We start from the raw sequence: 17,934 nt of genomic DNA, 5'->3' as shown, positions 1-17,934 counted from the left end.
TTAATCTAGCTTAACGAAAGCTTGGGATAATCGCTGGAATTCCTGGTAGAAGGCCAACCAACGCCATGACACTTGTTAGCACAATAAACATAATGCCTGGCAATACCCAACGGCTCATCTTGCTCAGTTCGCTACTACGTTCTTTACAACCAACTAAGCCTAAGTTGTCCAACAGCATGGTGAGAGCCCAACCAAATGCAGGGTTAACGAGCGCTGAAGAAAATACAACAATCGCTGCTGACTGTGTGGTTTTTCCTTCACGCGTCATTTCCATTCCCGCTTCTAACAATGGCACAAATACACCCACAATCAGCGCAACACACAGTACAGGTTGCCAGATAGCTAAATCCATCGGGTAGCCCCAAACTGCGGCGATGATACAGAACAGAGCCGTGAGCAAAGCGCCCGCAGGAATAGGGCGTTTAGCAATCGCCGCTGGTACGATGTAAGTCCCCCATGAAGACGTAAAGTTAGTACCACCAAGCAGAGAACCAAACGTTTGACGAATAGACGCAGTGGTCATGGTGTCGTCAATGTTCATGTGTACTTTTTCGGTGCGCTCTGGGTAGCTGATCTTTTGGAATACTTGATGTCCTAAGAAATCTGGTGACCACATAGCGACAGCCAAAATTGCAAACGGCAATACCACCATGAAGTGCTCAATCGTCGGTAGACCTAGCATCCAACCTGTATCTTCTCCCCACCAATACATAGGGTTCATATTAGGCAAGCCTGGCTCAGTGTGGAAAGCGAATGGGGCACCCATGGCAAATGCAATCGTACCACCCAACAAGCAGCTAAGAGGTACAGCTAACCAACGCTTACGGAAGTGCTCCAATAGCGCGTACAGAATAATGGTGCAAAAAATCACAACAAAAGCGATGTGGCTCATGCCGATTCCTTCAGCCCAAGCGAATAGCTTTTTCACTTGAGAAGCGGTGCCCACAAAGCCAAGGTAGAGTAGCAAGCCACCACACACGCCTTTACTGGTGAGGTTGGCTAACATACTGCCACCTTTACTGATGGCTAAGAGTAAGCCAAAAGCGCCAATCAACAGGCCAAACGCCATCGGGTGTCCACCTGCTGCAACCACAATCGGAATCAAAGGGATAAGTGGGCCGTGTGTACCTGCGAGGTTTGCAGTCGGCAATAGAAAACCAGAGAAAAGGATGATGAAAACAGAGGCAATAAGGAGTTCGTATCGAACGTTTTCTAGAATAAAGTCTTCATTTAATCCAAGCGCTCCAGCAAAAGTGGCAGCAATTGCACCGACCATTACTACTTTACCAATGGTCGCAGCCATCGCTGGGATGGTGTCTTCTATCTCAAATCGATAATCTTTAAACGGCAAATTTGGACGCCAGCGCTTAGGCGACATGATTTGCAATTCGTGTTCTAGATACTGTTCTCGGGATTCAAACTCTGAGCTTGGTTTATGTTGTTGTTCATAGGTGAGTTCATCCTCATTGGCTTGAGGCTTCTCTGTTTGTATATGTGCGGACTCTAAAGTAGTGCTCATTTTGATTCCTTTCGTTCACACTCTTAGGTGTGTTATTCCAACAAACGTTGTTTACTCACGCAGAAGCGCAAACAATGCGTCAACTTATAATTAAAGATTCATTAACATTTAGTTGTTAGTACCTTATACCAAACCAAAAAAAACAAATAGACTCAGTCGGTTAGACATTAGTCGTAGAGCAAGCCGACTAGTATTAGACTTGATAGATAGTATGTGTCTGTTTATTTGTAGGTGATGAGCTTTATTGGTAATAAACGAATATCCAACAAGAAATGCTTGGTGCTAAAGCGGCAGATAACGTCCACCAATCAGTGCTTTCTGACGTTTTGGAGGGTGGATGGTGAAACACCCTTCAACGTTGTTCAGTCGCCTGAGACCAAGGTATACGCTAGAAGATAATTTTTACTATCCCAAAATGAAGATGTTCACCAGCGGCTTTAGGTCTTTTCAAAGCATGACACTGCGTACAGTTAGACGAGGTGATATAATTTTTGCCTAAAGCTTTGAAGAGCTAATGAATTAAAGGATTGATACGATGGCAAAAACGATCTCATTGGTACTTGGCAGTGGCGGCGCAAGAGGCTTGGTTCACGTTGGAGTGATCCGTTGGTTAATTGAGCATGGCTATCAGATCAAATCCATCTCTGGCTGTTCAATTGGCGCACTTATCGGTGGTGTCTACGCTGCGGGCAAGTTGGATGAATTTGAAGAGTGGGTCACCAGTATCGACCAAGGGGACATGGCGATGTTGTTGGACTTTTCATGGCAATCGAGTGGTATGTTCAAAGGCGACAAGATCATCGACACACTGCGTGGACTGATCGGCGAGATTTCAATTGAAGATCTGCCCATCCCTTATACCGCCGTTGCCGCTAACGTCGCCGATGAAAAAGAGGTTTGGCTGCAATCAGGTTCTCTGTTTGATGCCATTCGTGCCTCTATCTCTTTGCCATTGTTCTTTACACCTCATGTCGTCAATGGCGAAGAACTCATTGATGGCGGAGTACTCAATCCCGTACCAATTGCGCCTACCTTCGGTGACAACACAGACTTTACACTGGCTGTGAACTTAGGGGGTGAACCTGAAATGCTTCAACAGGAAGTGATACCTGTTTCTCTACCAACGAAAGAGAGCAACCTCCACGAGAAGGTTGTTCATTTTATCGATAATCTAGGCAGCAGTGTAAAAAGTAAAATGAGCTTCAATTTTGCGGCCTACGACATTGCTAACCAAGCGTTTGATGCAATGCAATCGACCATCGCTCGCCAAAAACTGGCCGCTTATCCCGCCGATATTACGCTCGAACTCCCACGCAATGCCTGTGGCACTTTAGAGTTTGATCGTTCACAAGAGATGATAGACAGAGGTTACCATTTGGCACAGGCTAAACTGGGCAATCGACTTTAATGTATTTGCAGCTGAATGAGAGTAATTATGGAAACTGAACTCAAACTATCTGAACTCAAAGAACTGGTCACAACAAAAGATGTTATCGTGCTCACCAGCATCGAAGAGCCTGCTGTATCTTGGCTGATAGATTGCTATCAAGAAAACGCTGATATCCAAATTATCGAGAACGCACACCAGCTAGATACTGAGGCGATTTTGGCGCAATGTCGAAGTAGCCTTAGTGAGAGTAAAAAGGTGATACTCACCGCGCAGTTTTGCAGCCAGCTGCCTATCATCAATATCGCTTCACTGTGCAATGAGAAGCGCAAGTTATTGATCAATATTGAGCTGTCAGGCTGGGATGAAGAAAATCGCGTTCCTCATTCTTACAGTAGTTTCTAGATTATATTTGTTGCTAGAGAGAAAAAACTAAGGCCTCGCGTGTGCGAGGCCTTTATGAACTAGAGTTGCTCGATAGATACTGAGCCCGTTGTTAGTCATTTCGAGTCATATTCGGCATTTGCCCCAACATACCATCTTCGCCGAAATGGAATGTCTCAAGTTGGGCTCTGGGCGTGGAACTCGATTTAATCGAACTTGTATGCAGAGCTTCATCTTTTGTGTTCGCGGCATAAAGTTGTCCTGAAAATGGGATGCTGGTGTCGTAATTTTCAAACCATGCAGCCATTGCTTCCGTTAGCAAATTGTCAGACTTGTCGACATGCGCTAAGTAAGAGCTATGGTTGGCAAATATTCTCAAGTCGTGAACCAAATTAGGTGTGTTTTCATCTGGGAAGACAGCAGCCATCAAGATACCTGGAATCTTTTGGAACCACATGTCACATACGGTCTGGAATGAAGTGCCTAGATTCTGTATTCGGCCAGGTTTTACGTAACGCGTAGTAAACCCAAATAACGGAGGACCTTCTTCTCTACCGCCATCAGGTTTCATGAAGCCTGCAATACTATTCTTAAATTCGTAGCGTACGCCTGAAACAGCTTGAGTTTTCGTTCTTGTCTCTTCATCCCACCCGCCATACACAGCTAAAGTGTCTGGGCTTTCAGATGAGAAATCATACGTATCCCATAAGGGTTTTCCTTGAGTAGGGCGAGACAAGTAATCGTTAAACGCTCGGGCACCTCGTATCCATAAAATATGCCAGTATGCCAAAGGATCTTCTTTATCAGGAAAGGCAAAGATTGCTTTTATGTCTGGGTTTTCTTCGTAAGCTGATTTGGAGAAAGCTTGAAATGCACTTTTAAATTCGCCAAGTTTTTCTTTTTTAATACGACGCTTACCATAAACAAGAATCGGTGTTATTTGTGCCGAGCCAGGTATTACAGCAGTTTCTTCAAACCGAGATGAAACTGGGCTTACTTGCTCTTTATTATCTTTAGGTTGCATGTCTTCTCCTAACTGAGTTACCACTTCTATCTATAATTAATAGCTGAAGTTCAATTTAATTCGCGTAGAACGAACATCTCTTATTTGTTCTGAGTGAAATACAAAGCCTAGATACAAAAAAACCTCTGGCGATGACTCACTCAGAGGTTTTTTGACGACGCAAAAGCCTACACCCTGAGTAACCTCATGGTGGTAGTGGTGGTTTTTGCATTTAGGTCAATTCTGTTCATAGGACAAATTAGTAACACCTTCCAGATAACTGCACAATGTAAATTTAGATTCCACAACAGATCAAATTACTCTATTGCCTATTAAGAAAGCTTTTGGTTAAAGAACTCAAGTGTACGTTCCCACGCTAACTCTGCTTCTTCTTCAGCATAGCGGCCAGTTGAATCGTTATGGAAGCCATGGTTCACGCCGTCATAGATGTAAGCAGTGTAGTCTGCTTCGTTCTCTTTGAGTTCGGCTTCATAGTCTGGCCAAGTCGCGTTCACACGTTTATCGATTCCTGCAAATTGGATGAGCAAGGGGCCTTTTACATTCTTTCTTAAATCAGGTGCGGCAGGAGTACCATAGAACGGAACGCCCGCATCGAGTTGTTCTGTCATTACCGCCGCCAACATATTTACGATATAGCCACCGAAGCAAAATCCGACTGCGCCTAGCTTGCCATTACTTTTTTCATGGGATCTCAAGAAGTTTGCAGCAGCGATAAAGTCTTCTTCGATTTTCTCTCGTGATAGTGACTTCTGCATTGTTCGACCTTCATCATCATTACCTGGATACCCGCCAAGCGAATAGAGTGCATCAGGTGCAAACGCAATAAACCCCGCCGCAGCGAGTCGTCTTGCCACATCTTTTATGTATGGATTGAGGCCTCTATTTTCATGAATGACCAATACAACAGGCGCATTGCCTTTTAGCTCTTTGGGTACCACCAAGTAGCCATAGCCTTCGCCGTGTCCTTTAGGTGAAGGAAACTTCTCGTAGGTTGCTTTGATGGAAGGATCATTGAAAGAGACTTGTTCTGCCTGCGCATAATTAGGAATCAGTGCAGAAGTTAACGTCGTCATGGTTAAGCCAAGTACAGCTAGACCAGATAGACGAGCCATAAACTCTCTGCGATCAATCAGGCCGTGTGCATATTCGTCGTACCAATCAAATGCTTCTTGAGGGGTAGATCGAGTCGGCGTTGATTGCGATTCGGTATTTGGATTCATAACTTTTCCTTGTTGTGAGTTGTTTGACCAAACAACTATAGTGGAAATTTCACGCAATTGAACGATCGCTCAATATCTTTTAAGCTATTTGTTATATCAAAGTACAAAAATTAGATGACAGTCAGATAAAACGATCACTTCGAATCGATTCCCATCGCTTTGGTTTGTTTTACTGAATCAATCAACACAAGGTTGATGTAAGGGGTTAAGTCAGTGAAATAGGGTGTGATGATTGTTTGTTTTTAGGGAGGTTCTAGCTAGAAGTTGGGCACATCAGAACTAGGCTTATTTGCCGCAGACATGGACAAGTACGTTTCAATGCAAAACGCTTGATTTTACTCTGGTATAATCTTTCCCATAGGGGCGACCTTAGCGTTATCAGAACCTTCTTGATGAGAGATAAAAATAGATGTTGAAACTTTTGCGTCAGATAAAAAAATGGAAACTTGTAACGTTTGGCTTATTGATGCTCATTGCCGCTTTTTTTATCTACAACCAGTTCGGGAACCGTATGTCCCGTGTCGATGAGGCAAAATTTCTAATCGGGCAACTGAATACTGTTTTGGATGCTGCGGAGCAATATTCTCGTGATAATGGCTCTCTGCCTCCGATTACCTCCGATACCGATACGAACTTCGGCTACTTAAACATCAATCACTTAATTGAAAATCCGGGCTTATCCACATGGCAAGGGCCATACCTACCTTATGACGATACATGGATAGGGGGCGATCAGTACATCGACCATCCAGATTACATAGCAACGCAATTACTGCTTAAGGAAAAGGATAGCCTTTGGGTACGAGGAAGCTCCGAGACCGGTTGCGAATCGTCGTCATCCACTTGCTCTGTTGCAGCTTGTATCTGGTTGGTACCAACAAAAGTTGCACAAGAAATTAATAAGATTGTGGACGGCAGTTCGAGCATAGAAAGCTCTGATGCGACAGGAAAAATACGTTACGACAAAGCTTTTGGCGGCGCACTTATCTGTATGATTGGAGATGATTATCCAATGCCTTCTATACAATGAAGCGAAAGCTTGCCGCGTTAATTATGAAAAAACAAGCTTATGATAAAACGAGCCAGTTATAAAAGCCTGGCTAGCTTGCTCTGTCTACCGTTTTAATGTGGTTGAGGTAGCGAGAAAGTGCTTCGACGAGGTCATCTTTTATCAAGGGTTTCGCTAACACTTCATTTGCACCAGCCTCTAAGAAAGCTTGTGTCGATGTTTGCATGATATCTGCTGTCCAGCCGAAGATAACAAGATCGTCATGTCCAGCTTGTCTTATTTTCTTGACTGTTTCTAGACCATTCATGTTTGGCATATGGTTATCAATAATGGCGAGGTTGAAACGACCTGTCTCAAGATGCGCTAAAGCCTCATAACCGTTGTTACAAGTGAGACACTCAACGTTCAGTTTATCTAGAAAACCGTTGGCGATGAGAAGGTTCATTTTGTTGTCATCGGTTACTAGAACTTTAAACGGAGTGAGGTCGACTTCTTGCGTTGTTGTTATTTTCTCATCCTCAGACGCAACCGTTGGCAGGTCGATGACAAAACTAAAGCGGCTTCCTGTACCTAGTTCACTTGTTACATGGAGCTGTCCGTTCATCAAAGTCACAAGCTTATGACAAATTGCTAATCCAAGCCCAGTGCCGCCATAGTTCCTTGTCGTAGATAGATCGGCTTGCTCAAACTCATTAAAGATGGAGAGCAGCCTACTATTTGGGATCCCGATGCCGCTATCCTCTACAGCGAACTCCATCGCAGAACCGCCTAGAGGTTTGATAGTGACGTTGATTGAGCCACTTTCGGTGAACTTAAGTGCATTTCCGACTAAATTAAGAATGACTTGTCGGATTCGGACGGAATCGCCATTGTATGAGAAGGCGGCATCGCTATCATCAAGCAAAGAAAATCCAATGCCTTTTTCAGAGCACAAGGTTTGATATGTGTTCAAGACGGGATTGGTAATGTCGGACATTTTGAATGGGTGTGAATCGATCTCTAAACTGTCCTTTTCTATTTTCGCTAAGTCCAAAATATCATTGAGAATCGCAATTAGGTGCTCTCCTGAATCAAGCGCTAACCGAAGAACCTCTTTCTGTTCTTCTTTTTCCAAGTCGTCGACAAGCATTTGTAGAATCCCAAGCAAGCCGTTCATCGGAGTTCTAATCTCATGGCTCATGGTGGCCAAAAATAGTGATTTTGCCTCACTCGCTTGGCTTGCTTTATTTGCTTGATCTTCTAATTCAAGCTCAAGCTTTTTAAATTCTGTGATATTACGTTCAATCGCGATAAAACGCTCAACGTCACCTTTATCATTACGTAAAGGTACGATATCAATGTCGATCCAATAGGGGGTTTTGTCGAGCGCGTAATTCAATATTTCCGCTTTAACTTGGTTGCCTTTTTGGATAGCTGAACCTATACGGCTAGCCGTTTTGATACAAGTGTCTTCCCCTTGTAAAAAGGCTCCTGGTCTTAGTCCTTTTATTGAATCTAAGTGATAGCCCGTCATTGTCTCAAAAGCACTGTTTACCCACTCTATGCGTCCTTTCTTATCCGTTATAACAACGCCATCTCTGGCCGTTTTAACTACCGTTGCAAGAAGGTGACTTTCACGTTCTTGTTCTGCTAATCGCTTATTCGATTCTTCAAGTAGCTTCTTCGACCCTTCTAATTCTCGGTGGGGGTTAACAAATAATTTTTGCCCCATCAAAAAAACTAAGATAGAACCAAGAGCTAAAACAATCAAAAGCCCGTTTAGCAGTTCCTTTTGTAAACTCAATAACTGCTCTGTTACAAAAGAGCGGCTTATCCCTTGGGTTAACACTAACCCTCCTCTGGTCAACGCCGTTTGAGTCAATAGCCACTCTTCCTCACTGTATTTGTTCTCCACTGTGGTATGTGAATGATCACTATGCTTGTGGGGGGCATCATTTTCGATCAAAGATGCTATCGGTGACTCTGTTTGACTAAGCTCATACCAGCGCTCACGATTGGTGACAAATGAACCAAAGAAATCGTCATAATCGACGGCAGTTTCACCATATAAAACTCCTGTAAAATCTCCATTTTGGTATAGAGGCATAAAGAGTTTGATACAAATATGATTAGCATCGTCATGCAAAAGGTACAAAATACGCTCTTCTACTTCTTGATTAGCGATTGCGTTAAAGATGGCTTGCTCTTGTTTTGAAGCAGGGTGGCGAAAGGTATCTTCAAACAACAATTGACCGGTGCGATCTCGCACAGCAAATTGCATAGATTGATTCTGTCCTTTGAATCGCTCTAGGTTAAATGACAGGCGCTCTAGATCTGAGCTCGACGCTGCGTCGATGACTCCTTGGTATTGCGAAGCTAAAACAATGCGATCTTCTGCAACTTCTAGGTATTTCTCCATAAAAATTTTTGCAGACTCAAGCTCAAAACGGCTGTTACCGCTTTGCAACTGTTTGACGGTCGATTGACTGTGATTAGTGAGTACATAGAGCGATATGCCACCGTATGTCAAAGACGTAAGCAAAAGAAAGAGTACAAGCAGCACTTTAGGACTAATTGAAGATAGCTTTGCCATGCTTAAATTACTTCCATGTTATTTTTCGAAGTTATATGAAAAATATAGGATAAATATCTTCTTTAAGAGCGGGATTAATCCATCTGGTCGAATACTTAGGCCGGAGCTTCTTGGTTGTCACCAGTAAGCTTGCTGTTGAAAATCTCCTTTAACTATCTATGTTTAATATACGGTGACTAACTCAAAAGGGGTATTTAATATGGATGTAGCTCCTATCAGCGTTCTATTTGTTTGCGTTAAAAAAGGCGTGAGAGCGGCTATCGCCAAAGCGATGGTAGAACAGAAATCTAATGGGATGATACGAGCTACCTGCTCAGGTTTCGAACCTGGGGAAACCCCTAAAGTTATCTTAGATGAGCTGTCTAATGTGCTCGATGTGGCGGTCAAGGCCGAGAGTAAAACGGTATTTGAATACAAAAAGGCTAATGAAAAATTTGATTACGTGATTACGCTGTGTGACCAATCAAGCGATGAACAATGTCACCTGTTTATTGGATGCGTCAACGTGGTTTGTTCGCACGTTCCACATCGCCTTCATTGGGCTATCCCCAACCTAGCTGCAGCCCTAGAATTGTCGGGGAATGAAAGGACCCAGTTTGTAAAAAAGGTCGTAGAACTAATAAATCTTAAAGTGACGCAACTTTTGGCAACTGCTCAAGTATAAGGATTAACATACTCTTAGCGTGCACAAACGCACTTCTCTATCTTACTGGCAACTTGGTCTTTGTTTTTACCTGACCAAACGCGAAGCTGGATTCAATAGAAGCAATATTGGGCAGGCGAGTTAGTTGTTTGCGGATGAACTGCTCGTAGCTTTTGAGCGACTCACTGACTACATGCAATAGGTAGTCGTGATTACCTGTCATCAAAAAGCACTCCAACACCTCGTCAATCACTTCGATGTGCTGTTCAAAGTCTCGCATGTTCTCTTCTGTCGGCTTTTCAAGCTTCACCAACACAAACACATTAACCGGCAGGCCGCATGCTTCTTGGTCAACGCTGGCATGGTAACCACGAATTATCCCTTGTTTCTCTAATGCTCGAACTCGACGCAAACAAGGAGAGGGTGACAGTGCCACGCGATCGGCCAACTCTTGGTTAGTGAGTCGCGCGTTGCTTTGCAGTTCAGCCAGTATCTTTTTGTCGATCTCATCCATTAGCATATTCCATGAACATTGAGTTAAGTTTGGCAATATTATTGCTCAAAGTGTATGTCTTACTTCGCAAATAGCAATTTTTAACATCTGCACAAAACTAAAATTAAAGGAGGAACAACAAGCATGGAATGACTTAGGAATTATGAATACATCAACTCAACTTAGCCCGCTGCGTAAAACAACCAAACATGAACAAGCAGAAGCCCTTGCCATTGAGCAAGCAAAGCATTTTGGTATCGACCCAAACAGTGATTACGGCGTCACGCTGATTGAACTGGCGACGACCTTGTACCAAGCTAATACCAAGACTCACGATCTTTGGGCACTGACGGTTGATGGACTTTCAGAACTCGATAAGAGCGACCGAATCGCTTGGTTTAACGCCAAACGTTTTTTGTCATTCCAGATCGCTAAGATCCTCGATAATCTGCAAAACCCACTGCGCGCCACTTACCAGTCTATCGCCACCAATAATGGTAATTTTGCGTCTAAAGGTGCGTATCCAATTTTCGATAATGTGGCTGCTATTTTCTCTGCTAGCCCTGTGATTACAAGAACCGCGACCTATTTGTTTGCGTGTACAGAATGGATTGAAGATGCGTTCAATGGTAAAGAGCCGCTACACGATATCTATTCTCGACTGCTTAACCCGACATCGATCTCACTGGCAAACCACATGGTTGACCTAGAGGCTGGCTCTAGAGCCAATGAGTACCTCGCATGGAACTTTAACTCGGGTATGGCGGCCATTGATGGGTTGTTGAGCCATTTGCTCGGGCATGAAGATATAGTCTTAGCTTCACGCAACATCTACGGCGGTTCTTACCAGCTGTTGGAAGATTGGTTTGGCAAGCCGTCGAACCTTAATGTCGCGGTAGAGTGGGTCGATGGTTACTCCGGGGATGAGTTTGCGACGCGCCTTGATGAGGTTGCCGATAAATACGCAGACCGCCTAGCCGCGGGTAAGAAAATCTACGTTTACCTAGAGTCACCGTGTAACCCGCATGGATACGTGTTAGATGTTGCTAGTATCAGTAAAGCCGGCCACTCTCGAGGTTGGGACGTAATTGTTGACTCGACAGTGGGAACGCCTTTATTACATCCAGTACTGAAACGTGATGATGTGATGGAAAGGCCAGACTATGTGATTCACTCCTACACCAAAGAACTGGCGGGTTCTGGTACCACAACCGCTGGGGTTGTGATTGGTCGCAATGAGACTATGTTTGTGCCAAAAGGAGAGGAGGTGATTTTCACCAAACCTAACGGTGATGAGGCCAAAATCCCATGGAACGAAACGCTGTTTTGGAATGTGTACTACATTAAGGGCGCATTCTTAGATGCAGACAAAGCGTTTGAAGTGCTCAATGGCATGAAAACCTATGAGATGCGCGTGGTGCAAAAAACGATTAATACCCTGACTCTCGCGAAGATCTTTGATGCTCACCCAGACATCAATGTGTCGTGTCCAGCTTTGCCAGACAGTGACAACTATGAACACTGCCAGAACAACATGTACTTGGGGCTACCAGCGGCGCTTTTCACTATCGATATGGAAGGTAACGGCGATCGTCCGCCAATTAATCGAGATGGCTTTAAACAGTTCTTCGACATGCTTGAGCCAGCAATCGGCATGCAAGTCAGCTTAGGGCAAACCAATACGGTCGCGTTGTGTCCGGCACTGACCACGCACTCGGAGCTCAGCGACGAGGCGCTCAATGAAGCAGGCATCAAACCGACCACAATGCGTATCTCTATCGGCTTAGAAGACCCTAGAATGTTCATTGCTCATATTGTCGAGGCCGCTAAATTGTCCATCGACCGCAACCACGCAGATTTCTCATCCAGCTTCCCGAGTAGTGACAATATCGATGAAATCTATATGCAAACTTATATGGATGTACACCAGAGGTTTGTGAAGAGCTTGCCGAAGTTCAGTCAGCTTACTCAGTAACTTAGGTCAGTAAGGTAAGTTAACAAGAGAAATCAGTGAAGTAGGGTAGCTGTAAACGTTAAATGAAAAACGTAAGGCCTCGAACTGCGAGGCCTTTAGGAATTCAGGTAATAACAATAAACCAACCTAGAACAAATCCTAGAAAAATGCGTCGATGAATCACCTAATAGCCTTTAACTCGTGGAATGTGGGCAATTTATTTCAACACCTCACGGCTTTCGTGACCACGCCCTTATTTGCTCAATTTCATCTTCATCGATATTTAAAGATTGGAGGAATTTGAGATGTCCTAGTGGCTCCATCTGCTCAAAGCGTTTGTGCCAATTAATCATACCCTGTTCATCCATCCCTGACTCTTTAAGTATCTCTGTCCAACGCTCTTTGGTGAGTAGGCCTTGATTAAGAAGTTCAGGCTCTTTGAGTAAAGCCATTATGGATTGTTGTTGCTGGCGTAACTTTTGAATCTCTAGATCGAGGGCAGCAAACTGTTGTCTTAGTACCGTATCTCGATCTTCATCCTGAGATTGCTGTAGCAGGCTCTCAATCTCACTGACGGGAATACCATAAGAACGATAGGCAAGTATTGCTCTAAACCTTTCAAGTTCTCGTTCGCCATATTGGCGATAACCGTTAGATGCTCTAGCTGTAGGAGTGATTAGCCCCTTTCGCTCGTAGTAGAGAACCGTTGTTCGAGATACCTCAAGTCGCTCACAAAATTGTTTGATGCTCAACACTTAGGGCTATCCTCTTTGGTTGTTTGATAGTGAGACCAAATCAATGGAATCAATGCACTAATAAGAATAATCAGTGCGCCAATCATTGACCATAAATCAGGAATTTCAGAAAAGACAACTAAGCCAATAATAAGTGAATAGATAATCTTTACATACTCAACATTGGCAATGATGTTGGCTTGTGCCCATTTATATGCAGAGATACCAACATACTGAGCAAACGAAGAGATGAGGCCAACTAACAGCAGTAACATGAAGTCTTCGACTGTTGGCGTGCGCCATAAGTAAAGGGTTGGTATTAATGTCATCAAACCAATTGCCAGAGCTTGGTATGCCATTAATGTTATCTTGGGTTCGCTCTGTGCCACTTTCCTAACACACACTACCGCTACCGACGCGCCTAGTGCGGCAATCACGCCAGATAAAACATAAAGGTTATGGCTTGCAGCAAAGGTCGGGCGAACAACCGTCATTACCCCGATAAATCCAACCACAATCGTGAAAATTCGACTGCTGGTGATCTGCTCTGCCAACACGAAATGAGCGATTAGAGCCACAAAAAGCACCTGCAAGAAACCGAGTGCTGTTGCGTCAGCAAATGGAATATTGCTTACTGCAATAAAGCCAAAATATAGAGCGGTAAAAGCGCCTAGTATTCTTAGTAGGTGAAGCGATATTTTGTTGGGCTTAAGTAGCACGCCGATATTTTTGCTGATCGCAGGCATGAGCAACAACATAAAGATGAGCTGGCGAAAGAACAGGATCTGAAAGGTGTCATAGTCTGTGCTGAGCTGTCGAACAAATACCCCAACGATCGTAAACAGTGCTGTAGATATAAGGGCAAGAGTGATCCCTTTCATTGTCGATGGTAGATGGTCGAAGAGCTGAAATATCTTTGACTGCTGTAAGTCTCGTAATTGGTACAACGAAATGTGCCTCTTTAGTCATGATAAGCATAAGGCTAATCATTCTAAAGTCGTTACCTGTAGACAGGTCAAGTGGTATGAGTCGTCAACGGATAAAAGCAATCCCTTTGAAACATGAAAGGGGAGGCTATGACAATAAGGGCTAACTAACTCAAAAAAGCACCAATTACAGCCCTTGTTGTCAGTATGAAATGGCGCATATTGAGATCGCGCGGTAGAGGGGCACGAAGGACTGCTGTTAGCGAACTTTGTAACTCCCTCTATCCACTCGCTTACTATTTAGGCTGGCGGCCTGTCTTCTTCGCAAGCTCTTGCATAGCCTCGGCAAACGTTGTTGTTCCGCCTTTTGCTTTAACCTGAACCACCTTATATCCTTGGCTTTCCAACGCTTGGCGTTCTTCTAAAACAGCCTTGTCATCTGGCTGACTGCCTTGCACAGGCTGATGAATGTAACATCCTTCTAATTGACCATCTTCGACCAGTTGGTGATGTTTCAGTGCATTGATATCAAAATTCATAGTAAGTCTTTTCGCTTTAAATGGAGAGTCTCTGTGGCAAAGGCCGCGAGTCTTTATAATTTTATGGTTTGTACAATAGGCATTTTAACCATAAGAAGCCAGTGCAAATTAAGCAATCCAATGGAATGCAGTCGAGTGGTCTTACTTCTTCAATCTCTTATTGATCGTAGCGAAGGAAAGGGGAGAAACGGAATTCTAACGTTACAAGTGTTGCTGTATGTTCAGCGATAAAGAATGTTCTCCCCCTCGGTCGTTAATCTAAAGAGATCGTTGTTGGTCATTTGAGGGGGAGGTTTTTAATGCTCAACTTGAATCTGAGTGTTAGTCATCATTGCGATTAGCTTAGCTACTCGGGCGCGCATCTCACGTCTATCAACAATCATGTCTAAAGCACCATGCTCGAGTAGGAACTCACTCTGCTGAAAATCGTCAGGTAATTTTTCACGTACCGTTTGCTCAATCACTCTGCGACCGGCAAAACCAATTCGCGCTTTAGGTTCACCTATATTGATGTCACCAAGCATAGCTATACTTGCCGAGACTCCACCAAAGGTTTGGTCGGTTAACACGGATATATAAGGGAGCTTTGCATCGGATAGTCGCTTTAACGCAGCACTGGTTTTGGCCATCTGCATTAATGCCATTAGCGATTCTTGCATGCGAGCTCCACCACAAGCCGAGAAACAGACTAATCCACAATTAGCCTCAATGGCTGAGTTAACCGCGTCAACAAAGCGAGCCCCAACAACGCTACTCATTGAACCTGCCATAAAAGAAAATTCGAAAGCGCACACCACTACCGGAAGTCCCAAAAGCTCGCCTTTTGCAGCGACTAGGGCATCTTTTTCGCCCGTGCTTTTTTGAGCGAGTGCGATACGTTCTTTGTAGCGTTTCTGATCCTTAAAATTGAGTAAGTCTTGTGGTTCATGTTGGCTACCAATTTCAGTCATCACTCCTTTATCCAAGAAGCTGTCTAAACGATAGCGTGCTGTCATCCTCATGTGATGATGACACTTTGGGCACACTTCCAGGTTTTCTCTAAGGGCTAATCGATATAAGACTTGATCACACGCAGAGCACTTGGTCCATACCCCTTCAGGAATAGAAGCTTTACGGGTACTTATTATATTCTTCTTATCTAATAGCTTTTCTAACCAACTCATTGGAAACCTTATCCAGTTCACTTTAATGATGAGTATTGTATAAGCCTGTTTTTGGTAATAAAGTGCTTAAAACTGGCTTTATAATCCTATTTGGTGGGATTATTGGTGTCGGCGGATTATTGATATGGATGAGGTTAATGGGAATGCTTGAGAAGATTGACCAACAATGGCTAAAAAGTTTTCACTGTGTTTATGAGAACAATAGCTTTAAAAGAGCGGCGGAGTTTTTGTGTTTGCCGACCTCAAATGTAAGTCGTCACATTGCTTTATTAGAAGAGCAGTTAGATGCTCGATTGTTCGATAGAACGACGCGCCGTATAGCCCCGACAGAAGCAGGTGAGCACCTTTATTTACGTACTCAGCCTTTATTGGACAAGCTTAACGAAGCGCTTACAGAGGTAACGCAGCACTCACGTCATGTGGTGGGGCAGCTCAACATTCTAATGCCTGATTCACCGGAACTCGCTCAAGCAGTTGTTTCCTTTTGCACCAAATACCCTTCCATTTCATTGTGTTGCGATACAAGCATCAGCCCTAAAGAGGACTTGCTCGATGGATTTGACGTTATTCTGAGTTTTCATCGAGGGAAACTTGAGGATAACAATTGGATAGCGAAAGAGATTAAACGCTGGTCTAGCATTGTTGTGGCTTCCCCCAAACTTCTTCGCACATCCTCTAAGCCTTTTAAAATTACGGATTTGAAACATGTACCGTGTATTAATAGCTTTACCGCGCTAAACGGGACGCCATGGGTATTTAAGAACGGAACTGGTGAGGTGATTACTCAAAGAGTAAAATCTGCGTTTAAAGTGAATAGTGGACAACTTGCTAAAGCAGGCGCATTGGCTGGTTTGGGTTTTGCGATACTCCCTGACGAACTCTGTCGTCACGAGATCGAGACAGGCGAACTAGAGATCATAGAACTTGAATATCAACCTGAAGACTTAGTCTTATACGCCTTTTATGCATCAAGAAAGCACATAGCGAAAAAGGTTCCAGCTTTCATTGAATACTTACAGGATCAAGGAAAGTAATTTGGGTTGGTGTGTGAGATTCCACTGTTAATTTCCTCTTAAGCTCCCTTTGACTCAGTCTTCTAACGTTTCAACACCCCCTTATCTGACCTTTTCGCTCAACCATTGAGCGAAATCGGTACAAATCAACAACCTTTCCAAATGTGGAACCCATACTTCTTTTATTGGCTCTATTTTCCAATTGTGAATGGTTATAACCTAGTTTTCGTAGAAAAGAGAATCGAATAAGCCGTGAGCGCGGCGCGTCATAATGATTGAAAACTAGGCACAAGCATGAACGAAAATTTTTATAGATACGCGATTTACACTGTTTTTTCAGCGGCAGCATTGTTCTCCGCTTTTTTAGTCACCTCAGATAATGTTTCCCCTTTCACCACTCAAGCGACTTTGTATCGGAACGTAGCGACCATTGCGCCAGAAGTGTCCGGTGTGATTACCGACGTCATGGTTAGTAATGGCGAGTTAGTTGAAAAAGGTCAGCCATTATTTGCTATTGATGCCAGCAGCTACCAATTGAAAGTGGCACAAGCGAAAGCCGAACTGCATCAAGCGCGTGACTCTGACTCGGCGAAATGGCAGCAATTAGCAGCAGCGAAACAAACACAAAGCCAACGAGAGTTTGAATACCACAATGCGAAACAGAAACTCGCACGTAACCAAAAACTGCGTAACAAAGGGCTCGCGACTGAACAAGATCTTGATGATGCAATCACCAATACACAAGTTGCGAGTAGTGCGGTTGAAGCTGCGAACGCGGAAGTGAAACGTATTGAAGTTGAGTTATCGACCCAAGACCGCACAGCGGCCATTGAATTAGCAGAAGCAAAACTTGCCAGTGCGGAACTGGATTTAGGCCACACTCAAGTCGTCGCGCAAACGGAAGGTGTCGTGACCAACTTACAATTGCAATCGGGCAGTTATATCACTCAAGGTACTTCATCATTGCTGCTGGTGGACGAAGCTCATGCGTGGATCAGTGCGGACTTCAATGAGAAAGGCATTGATAAGCTAACTAATGGCCGCGAAGTTTTGGTCTCTTTTGATGCGCTACCGGGCCAAGTCTTTACGGGGGAAGTGAGTAGCCAAGAGCGTGCGATTTACGACACCAATAATGCCAATGGCAAGCTGTCTAGCGTGACTAATGATACGCGTTGGATCCGTGAGCAACAGAAAGTACGTACCCGCATTACCGTTAATGAATTGGATCCTTCGATGATCTCAGGTTCACGCGCGAGTGTGATTGTTGAAAGCGGTAATCCAATAATGCACGTTATTGGCTCTGCTTGGATTCACTTGGTTTCAACATTTCGCTACATCTACTAGTAGGAGATGA

Annotated in this window: 16 protein-coding genes; 7 read left to right on the top strand and 9 right to left on the bottom strand. The window is 43.9% G+C overall.

Features of this window, described 5'->3' with window-relative positions; genetic code table 11:
* Positions 1–10: 10 nt before the first annotated feature.
* Positions 11–1,519, bottom strand: coding sequence for a DUF3360 domain-containing protein (locus tag MSG36_RS12565; RefSeq protein ID WP_048611698.1), 1,509 nt, complete (start codon positions 1,517–1,519; stop codon positions 11–13).
* Between the two features lie 535 nt (positions 1,520–2,054).
* Here MSG36_RS12565 and MSG36_RS12560 point away from each other — a divergent pair.
* Both MSG36_RS12560 and MSG36_RS12555 read left to right on the top strand, forming a co-directional pair.
* Positions 2,055–2,927, top strand: coding sequence for a patatin-like phospholipase family protein (locus MSG36_RS12560; RefSeq protein ID WP_050646783.1), 873 nt, complete (start codon positions 2,055–2,057; stop codon positions 2,925–2,927).
* 27 nt (positions 2,928–2,954) lie between these two features.
* Positions 2,955–3,311, top strand: coding sequence for a hypothetical protein (locus MSG36_RS12555; RefSeq protein WP_248368142.1), 357 nt, complete (start codon positions 2,955–2,957; stop codon positions 3,309–3,311).
* Between the two features lie 91 nt (positions 3,312–3,402).
* On the opposite strand, the gene MSG36_RS12550 is transcribed toward MSG36_RS12555, so the two are convergent.
* Together MSG36_RS12550 and MSG36_RS12545 are read right to left on the bottom strand one after the other, a co-directional pair.
* Positions 3,403–4,314 carry a hypothetical protein gene (locus tag MSG36_RS12550; RefSeq protein WP_248368141.1) on the bottom strand — a complete coding sequence of 304 codons (912 nt, stop codon included), beginning with the start codon at positions 4,312–4,314 and terminating at the stop codon, positions 3,403–3,405.
* A gap of 311 nt (positions 4,315–4,625) precedes the next feature.
* A complete protein-coding gene (locus MSG36_RS12545) occupies positions 4,626–5,534 on the bottom strand; it encodes a dienelactone hydrolase family protein (protein WP_248368140.1) in 909 nt (302 codons plus the stop codon).
* Positions 5,535–5,943: 409 nt separating this feature from the next.
* Here MSG36_RS12545 and MSG36_RS12540 point away from each other — a divergent pair, with 409 nt between their 5' ends.
* Entirely contained in the window at positions 5,944–6,564 is a 621-nt protein-coding gene (locus MSG36_RS12540; protein ID WP_248368139.1) for a type II secretion system protein GspG, read from the top strand.
* A gap of 70 nt (positions 6,565–6,634) precedes the next feature.
* On the opposite strand, the gene MSG36_RS12535 is transcribed toward MSG36_RS12540, so the two are convergent.
* The gene (locus MSG36_RS12535; protein WP_248368138.1) at positions 6,635–9,115 is read right to left on the bottom strand and encodes an ATP-binding protein; all 2,481 of its coding nucleotides are present in this window, start codon (positions 9,113–9,115) and stop codon (positions 6,635–6,637) included.
* A gap of 199 nt (positions 9,116–9,314) precedes the next feature.
* On the opposite strand from MSG36_RS12535, the gene MSG36_RS12530 reads away from it, so the two are divergent.
* Complete coding sequence (locus MSG36_RS12530) at positions 9,315–9,779, top strand: arsenate reductase (protein WP_050649548.1); 465 nt, start codon at positions 9,315–9,317, stop codon at positions 9,777–9,779.
* Between the two features lie 37 nt (positions 9,780–9,816).
* On the opposite strand, the gene MSG36_RS12525 is transcribed toward MSG36_RS12530, so the two are convergent.
* A complete protein-coding gene (locus MSG36_RS12525; protein ID WP_012604166.1) occupies positions 9,817–10,272 on the bottom strand; it encodes an Lrp/AsnC family transcriptional regulator in 456 nt (151 codons plus the stop codon).
* 142 nt (positions 10,273–10,414) lie between these two features.
* On the opposite strand from MSG36_RS12525, the gene MSG36_RS12520 reads away from it, so the two are divergent.
* On the top strand, positions 10,415–12,226 hold the full coding sequence (locus MSG36_RS12520) for a PLP-dependent transferase (RefSeq protein ID WP_248368137.1): 1,812 nt from the start codon (positions 10,415–10,417) through the stop codon (positions 12,224–12,226).
* Between the two features lie 209 nt (positions 12,227–12,435).
* Here MSG36_RS12520 and MSG36_RS12515 read toward each other — a convergent pair whose 3' ends face one another.
* The 4 genes from MSG36_RS12515 to accD form a co-directional block, all read right to left on the bottom strand.
* Positions 12,436–12,960 (bottom strand): MerR family transcriptional regulator, encoded by a 525-nt coding sequence (locus MSG36_RS12515; protein WP_248368135.1) that lies wholly within the window; start codon positions 12,958–12,960, stop codon positions 12,436–12,438.
* Positions 12,954–13,820 carry a DMT family transporter gene (locus MSG36_RS12510; protein ID WP_248368133.1) on the bottom strand — a complete coding sequence of 289 codons (867 nt, stop codon included), beginning with the start codon at positions 13,818–13,820 and terminating at the stop codon, positions 12,954–12,956. The genes MSG36_RS12515 and MSG36_RS12510 overlap by 7 nt, the downstream gene beginning before the upstream one ends.
* Positions 13,821–14,161: 341 nt before the next feature.
* Positions 14,162–14,404, bottom strand: a complete 243-nt coding sequence (locus MSG36_RS12505; protein WP_248368130.1) for a hypothetical protein — start codon at positions 14,402–14,404, stop codon at positions 14,162–14,164.
* A 296-nt stretch (positions 14,405–14,700) separates the two neighbouring features.
* Entirely contained in the window at positions 14,701–15,567 is an 867-nt protein-coding gene (gene accD, locus MSG36_RS12500) for an acetyl-CoA carboxylase, carboxyltransferase subunit beta (protein ID WP_248368127.1), read from the bottom strand.
* Between the two features lie 137 nt (positions 15,568–15,704).
* On the opposite strand from accD, the gene MSG36_RS12495 reads away from it, so the two are divergent.
* Positions 15,705–16,601 (top strand): LysR family transcriptional regulator, encoded by an 897-nt coding sequence (locus tag MSG36_RS12495; RefSeq protein WP_248368346.1) that lies wholly within the window; start codon positions 15,705–15,707, stop codon positions 16,599–16,601.
* A 273-nt stretch (positions 16,602–16,874) separates the two neighbouring features.
* Positions 16,875–17,924: an HlyD family secretion protein gene (locus MSG36_RS12490; RefSeq protein ID WP_248368125.1), complete on the top strand. Its 1,050-nt coding sequence runs from the start codon at positions 16,875–16,877 to the stop codon at positions 17,922–17,924.
* The last annotated feature ends 10 nt before the right edge of the window (positions 17,925–17,934 follow it).

Origin of the sequence: Vibrio sp. 1CM8B (assembly GCF_023161685.1) — a bacterium.
Classification (GTDB): domain Bacteria; phylum Pseudomonadota; class Gammaproteobacteria; order Enterobacterales; family Vibrionaceae; genus Vibrio; species Vibrio coralliirubri.
This window is presented reverse-complemented; position numbering and strand designations above follow the sequence as displayed.

Bases quoted from the DNA above. Each gene is read 5' to 3' on its own strand.
- MSG36_RS12565 (WP_048611698.1), bottom strand. From the start codon at position 1,519: ATGAGCACTACTTTAGAGTCCGCACATATACAAACAGAGAAGCCTCAA.
- MSG36_RS12560 (WP_050646783.1), top strand. From the start codon at position 2,055: ATGGCAAAAACGATCTCATTGGTACTTGGCAGTGGCGGCGCAAGAGGC.
- MSG36_RS12555 (WP_248368142.1), top strand. From the start codon at position 2,955: ATGGAAACTGAACTCAAACTATCTGAACTCAAAGAACTGGTCACAACA.
- MSG36_RS12550 (WP_248368141.1), bottom strand. From the start codon at position 4,314: ATGCAACCTAAAGATAATAAAGAGCAAGTAAGCCCAGTTTCATCTCGG.
- MSG36_RS12545 (WP_248368140.1), bottom strand. From the start codon at position 5,534: ATGAATCCAAATACCGAATCGCAATCAACGCCGACTCGATCTACCCCT.
- MSG36_RS12540 (WP_248368139.1), top strand. From the start codon at position 5,944: ATGTTGAAACTTTTGCGTCAGATAAAAAAATGGAAACTTGTAACGTTT.
- MSG36_RS12535 (WP_248368138.1), bottom strand. From the start codon at position 9,115: ATGGCAAAGCTATCTTCAATTAGTCCTAAAGTGCTGCTTGTACTCTTT.
- MSG36_RS12530 (WP_050649548.1), top strand. From the start codon at position 9,315: ATGGATGTAGCTCCTATCAGCGTTCTATTTGTTTGCGTTAAAAAAGGC.
- MSG36_RS12525 (WP_012604166.1), bottom strand. From the start codon at position 10,272: ATGGATGAGATCGACAAAAAGATACTGGCTGAACTGCAAAGCAACGCG.
- MSG36_RS12520 (WP_248368137.1), top strand. From the start codon at position 10,415: ATGAATACATCAACTCAACTTAGCCCGCTGCGTAAAACAACCAAACAT.
- MSG36_RS12510 (WP_248368133.1), bottom strand. From the start codon at position 13,820: ATGAAAGGGATCACTCTTGCCCTTATATCTACAGCACTGTTTACGATC.
- MSG36_RS12505 (WP_248368130.1), bottom strand. From the start codon at position 14,404: ATGAATTTTGATATCAATGCACTGAAACATCACCAACTGGTCGAAGAT.
- accD (WP_248368127.1), bottom strand. From the start codon at position 15,567: ATGAGTTGGTTAGAAAAGCTATTAGATAAGAAGAATATAATAAGTACC.
- MSG36_RS12495 (WP_248368346.1), top strand. From the start codon at position 15,705: ATGGGAATGCTTGAGAAGATTGACCAACAATGGCTAAAAAGTTTTCAC.
- MSG36_RS12490 (WP_248368125.1), top strand. From the start codon at position 16,875: ATGAACGAAAATTTTTATAGATACGCGATTTACACTGTTTTTTCAGCG.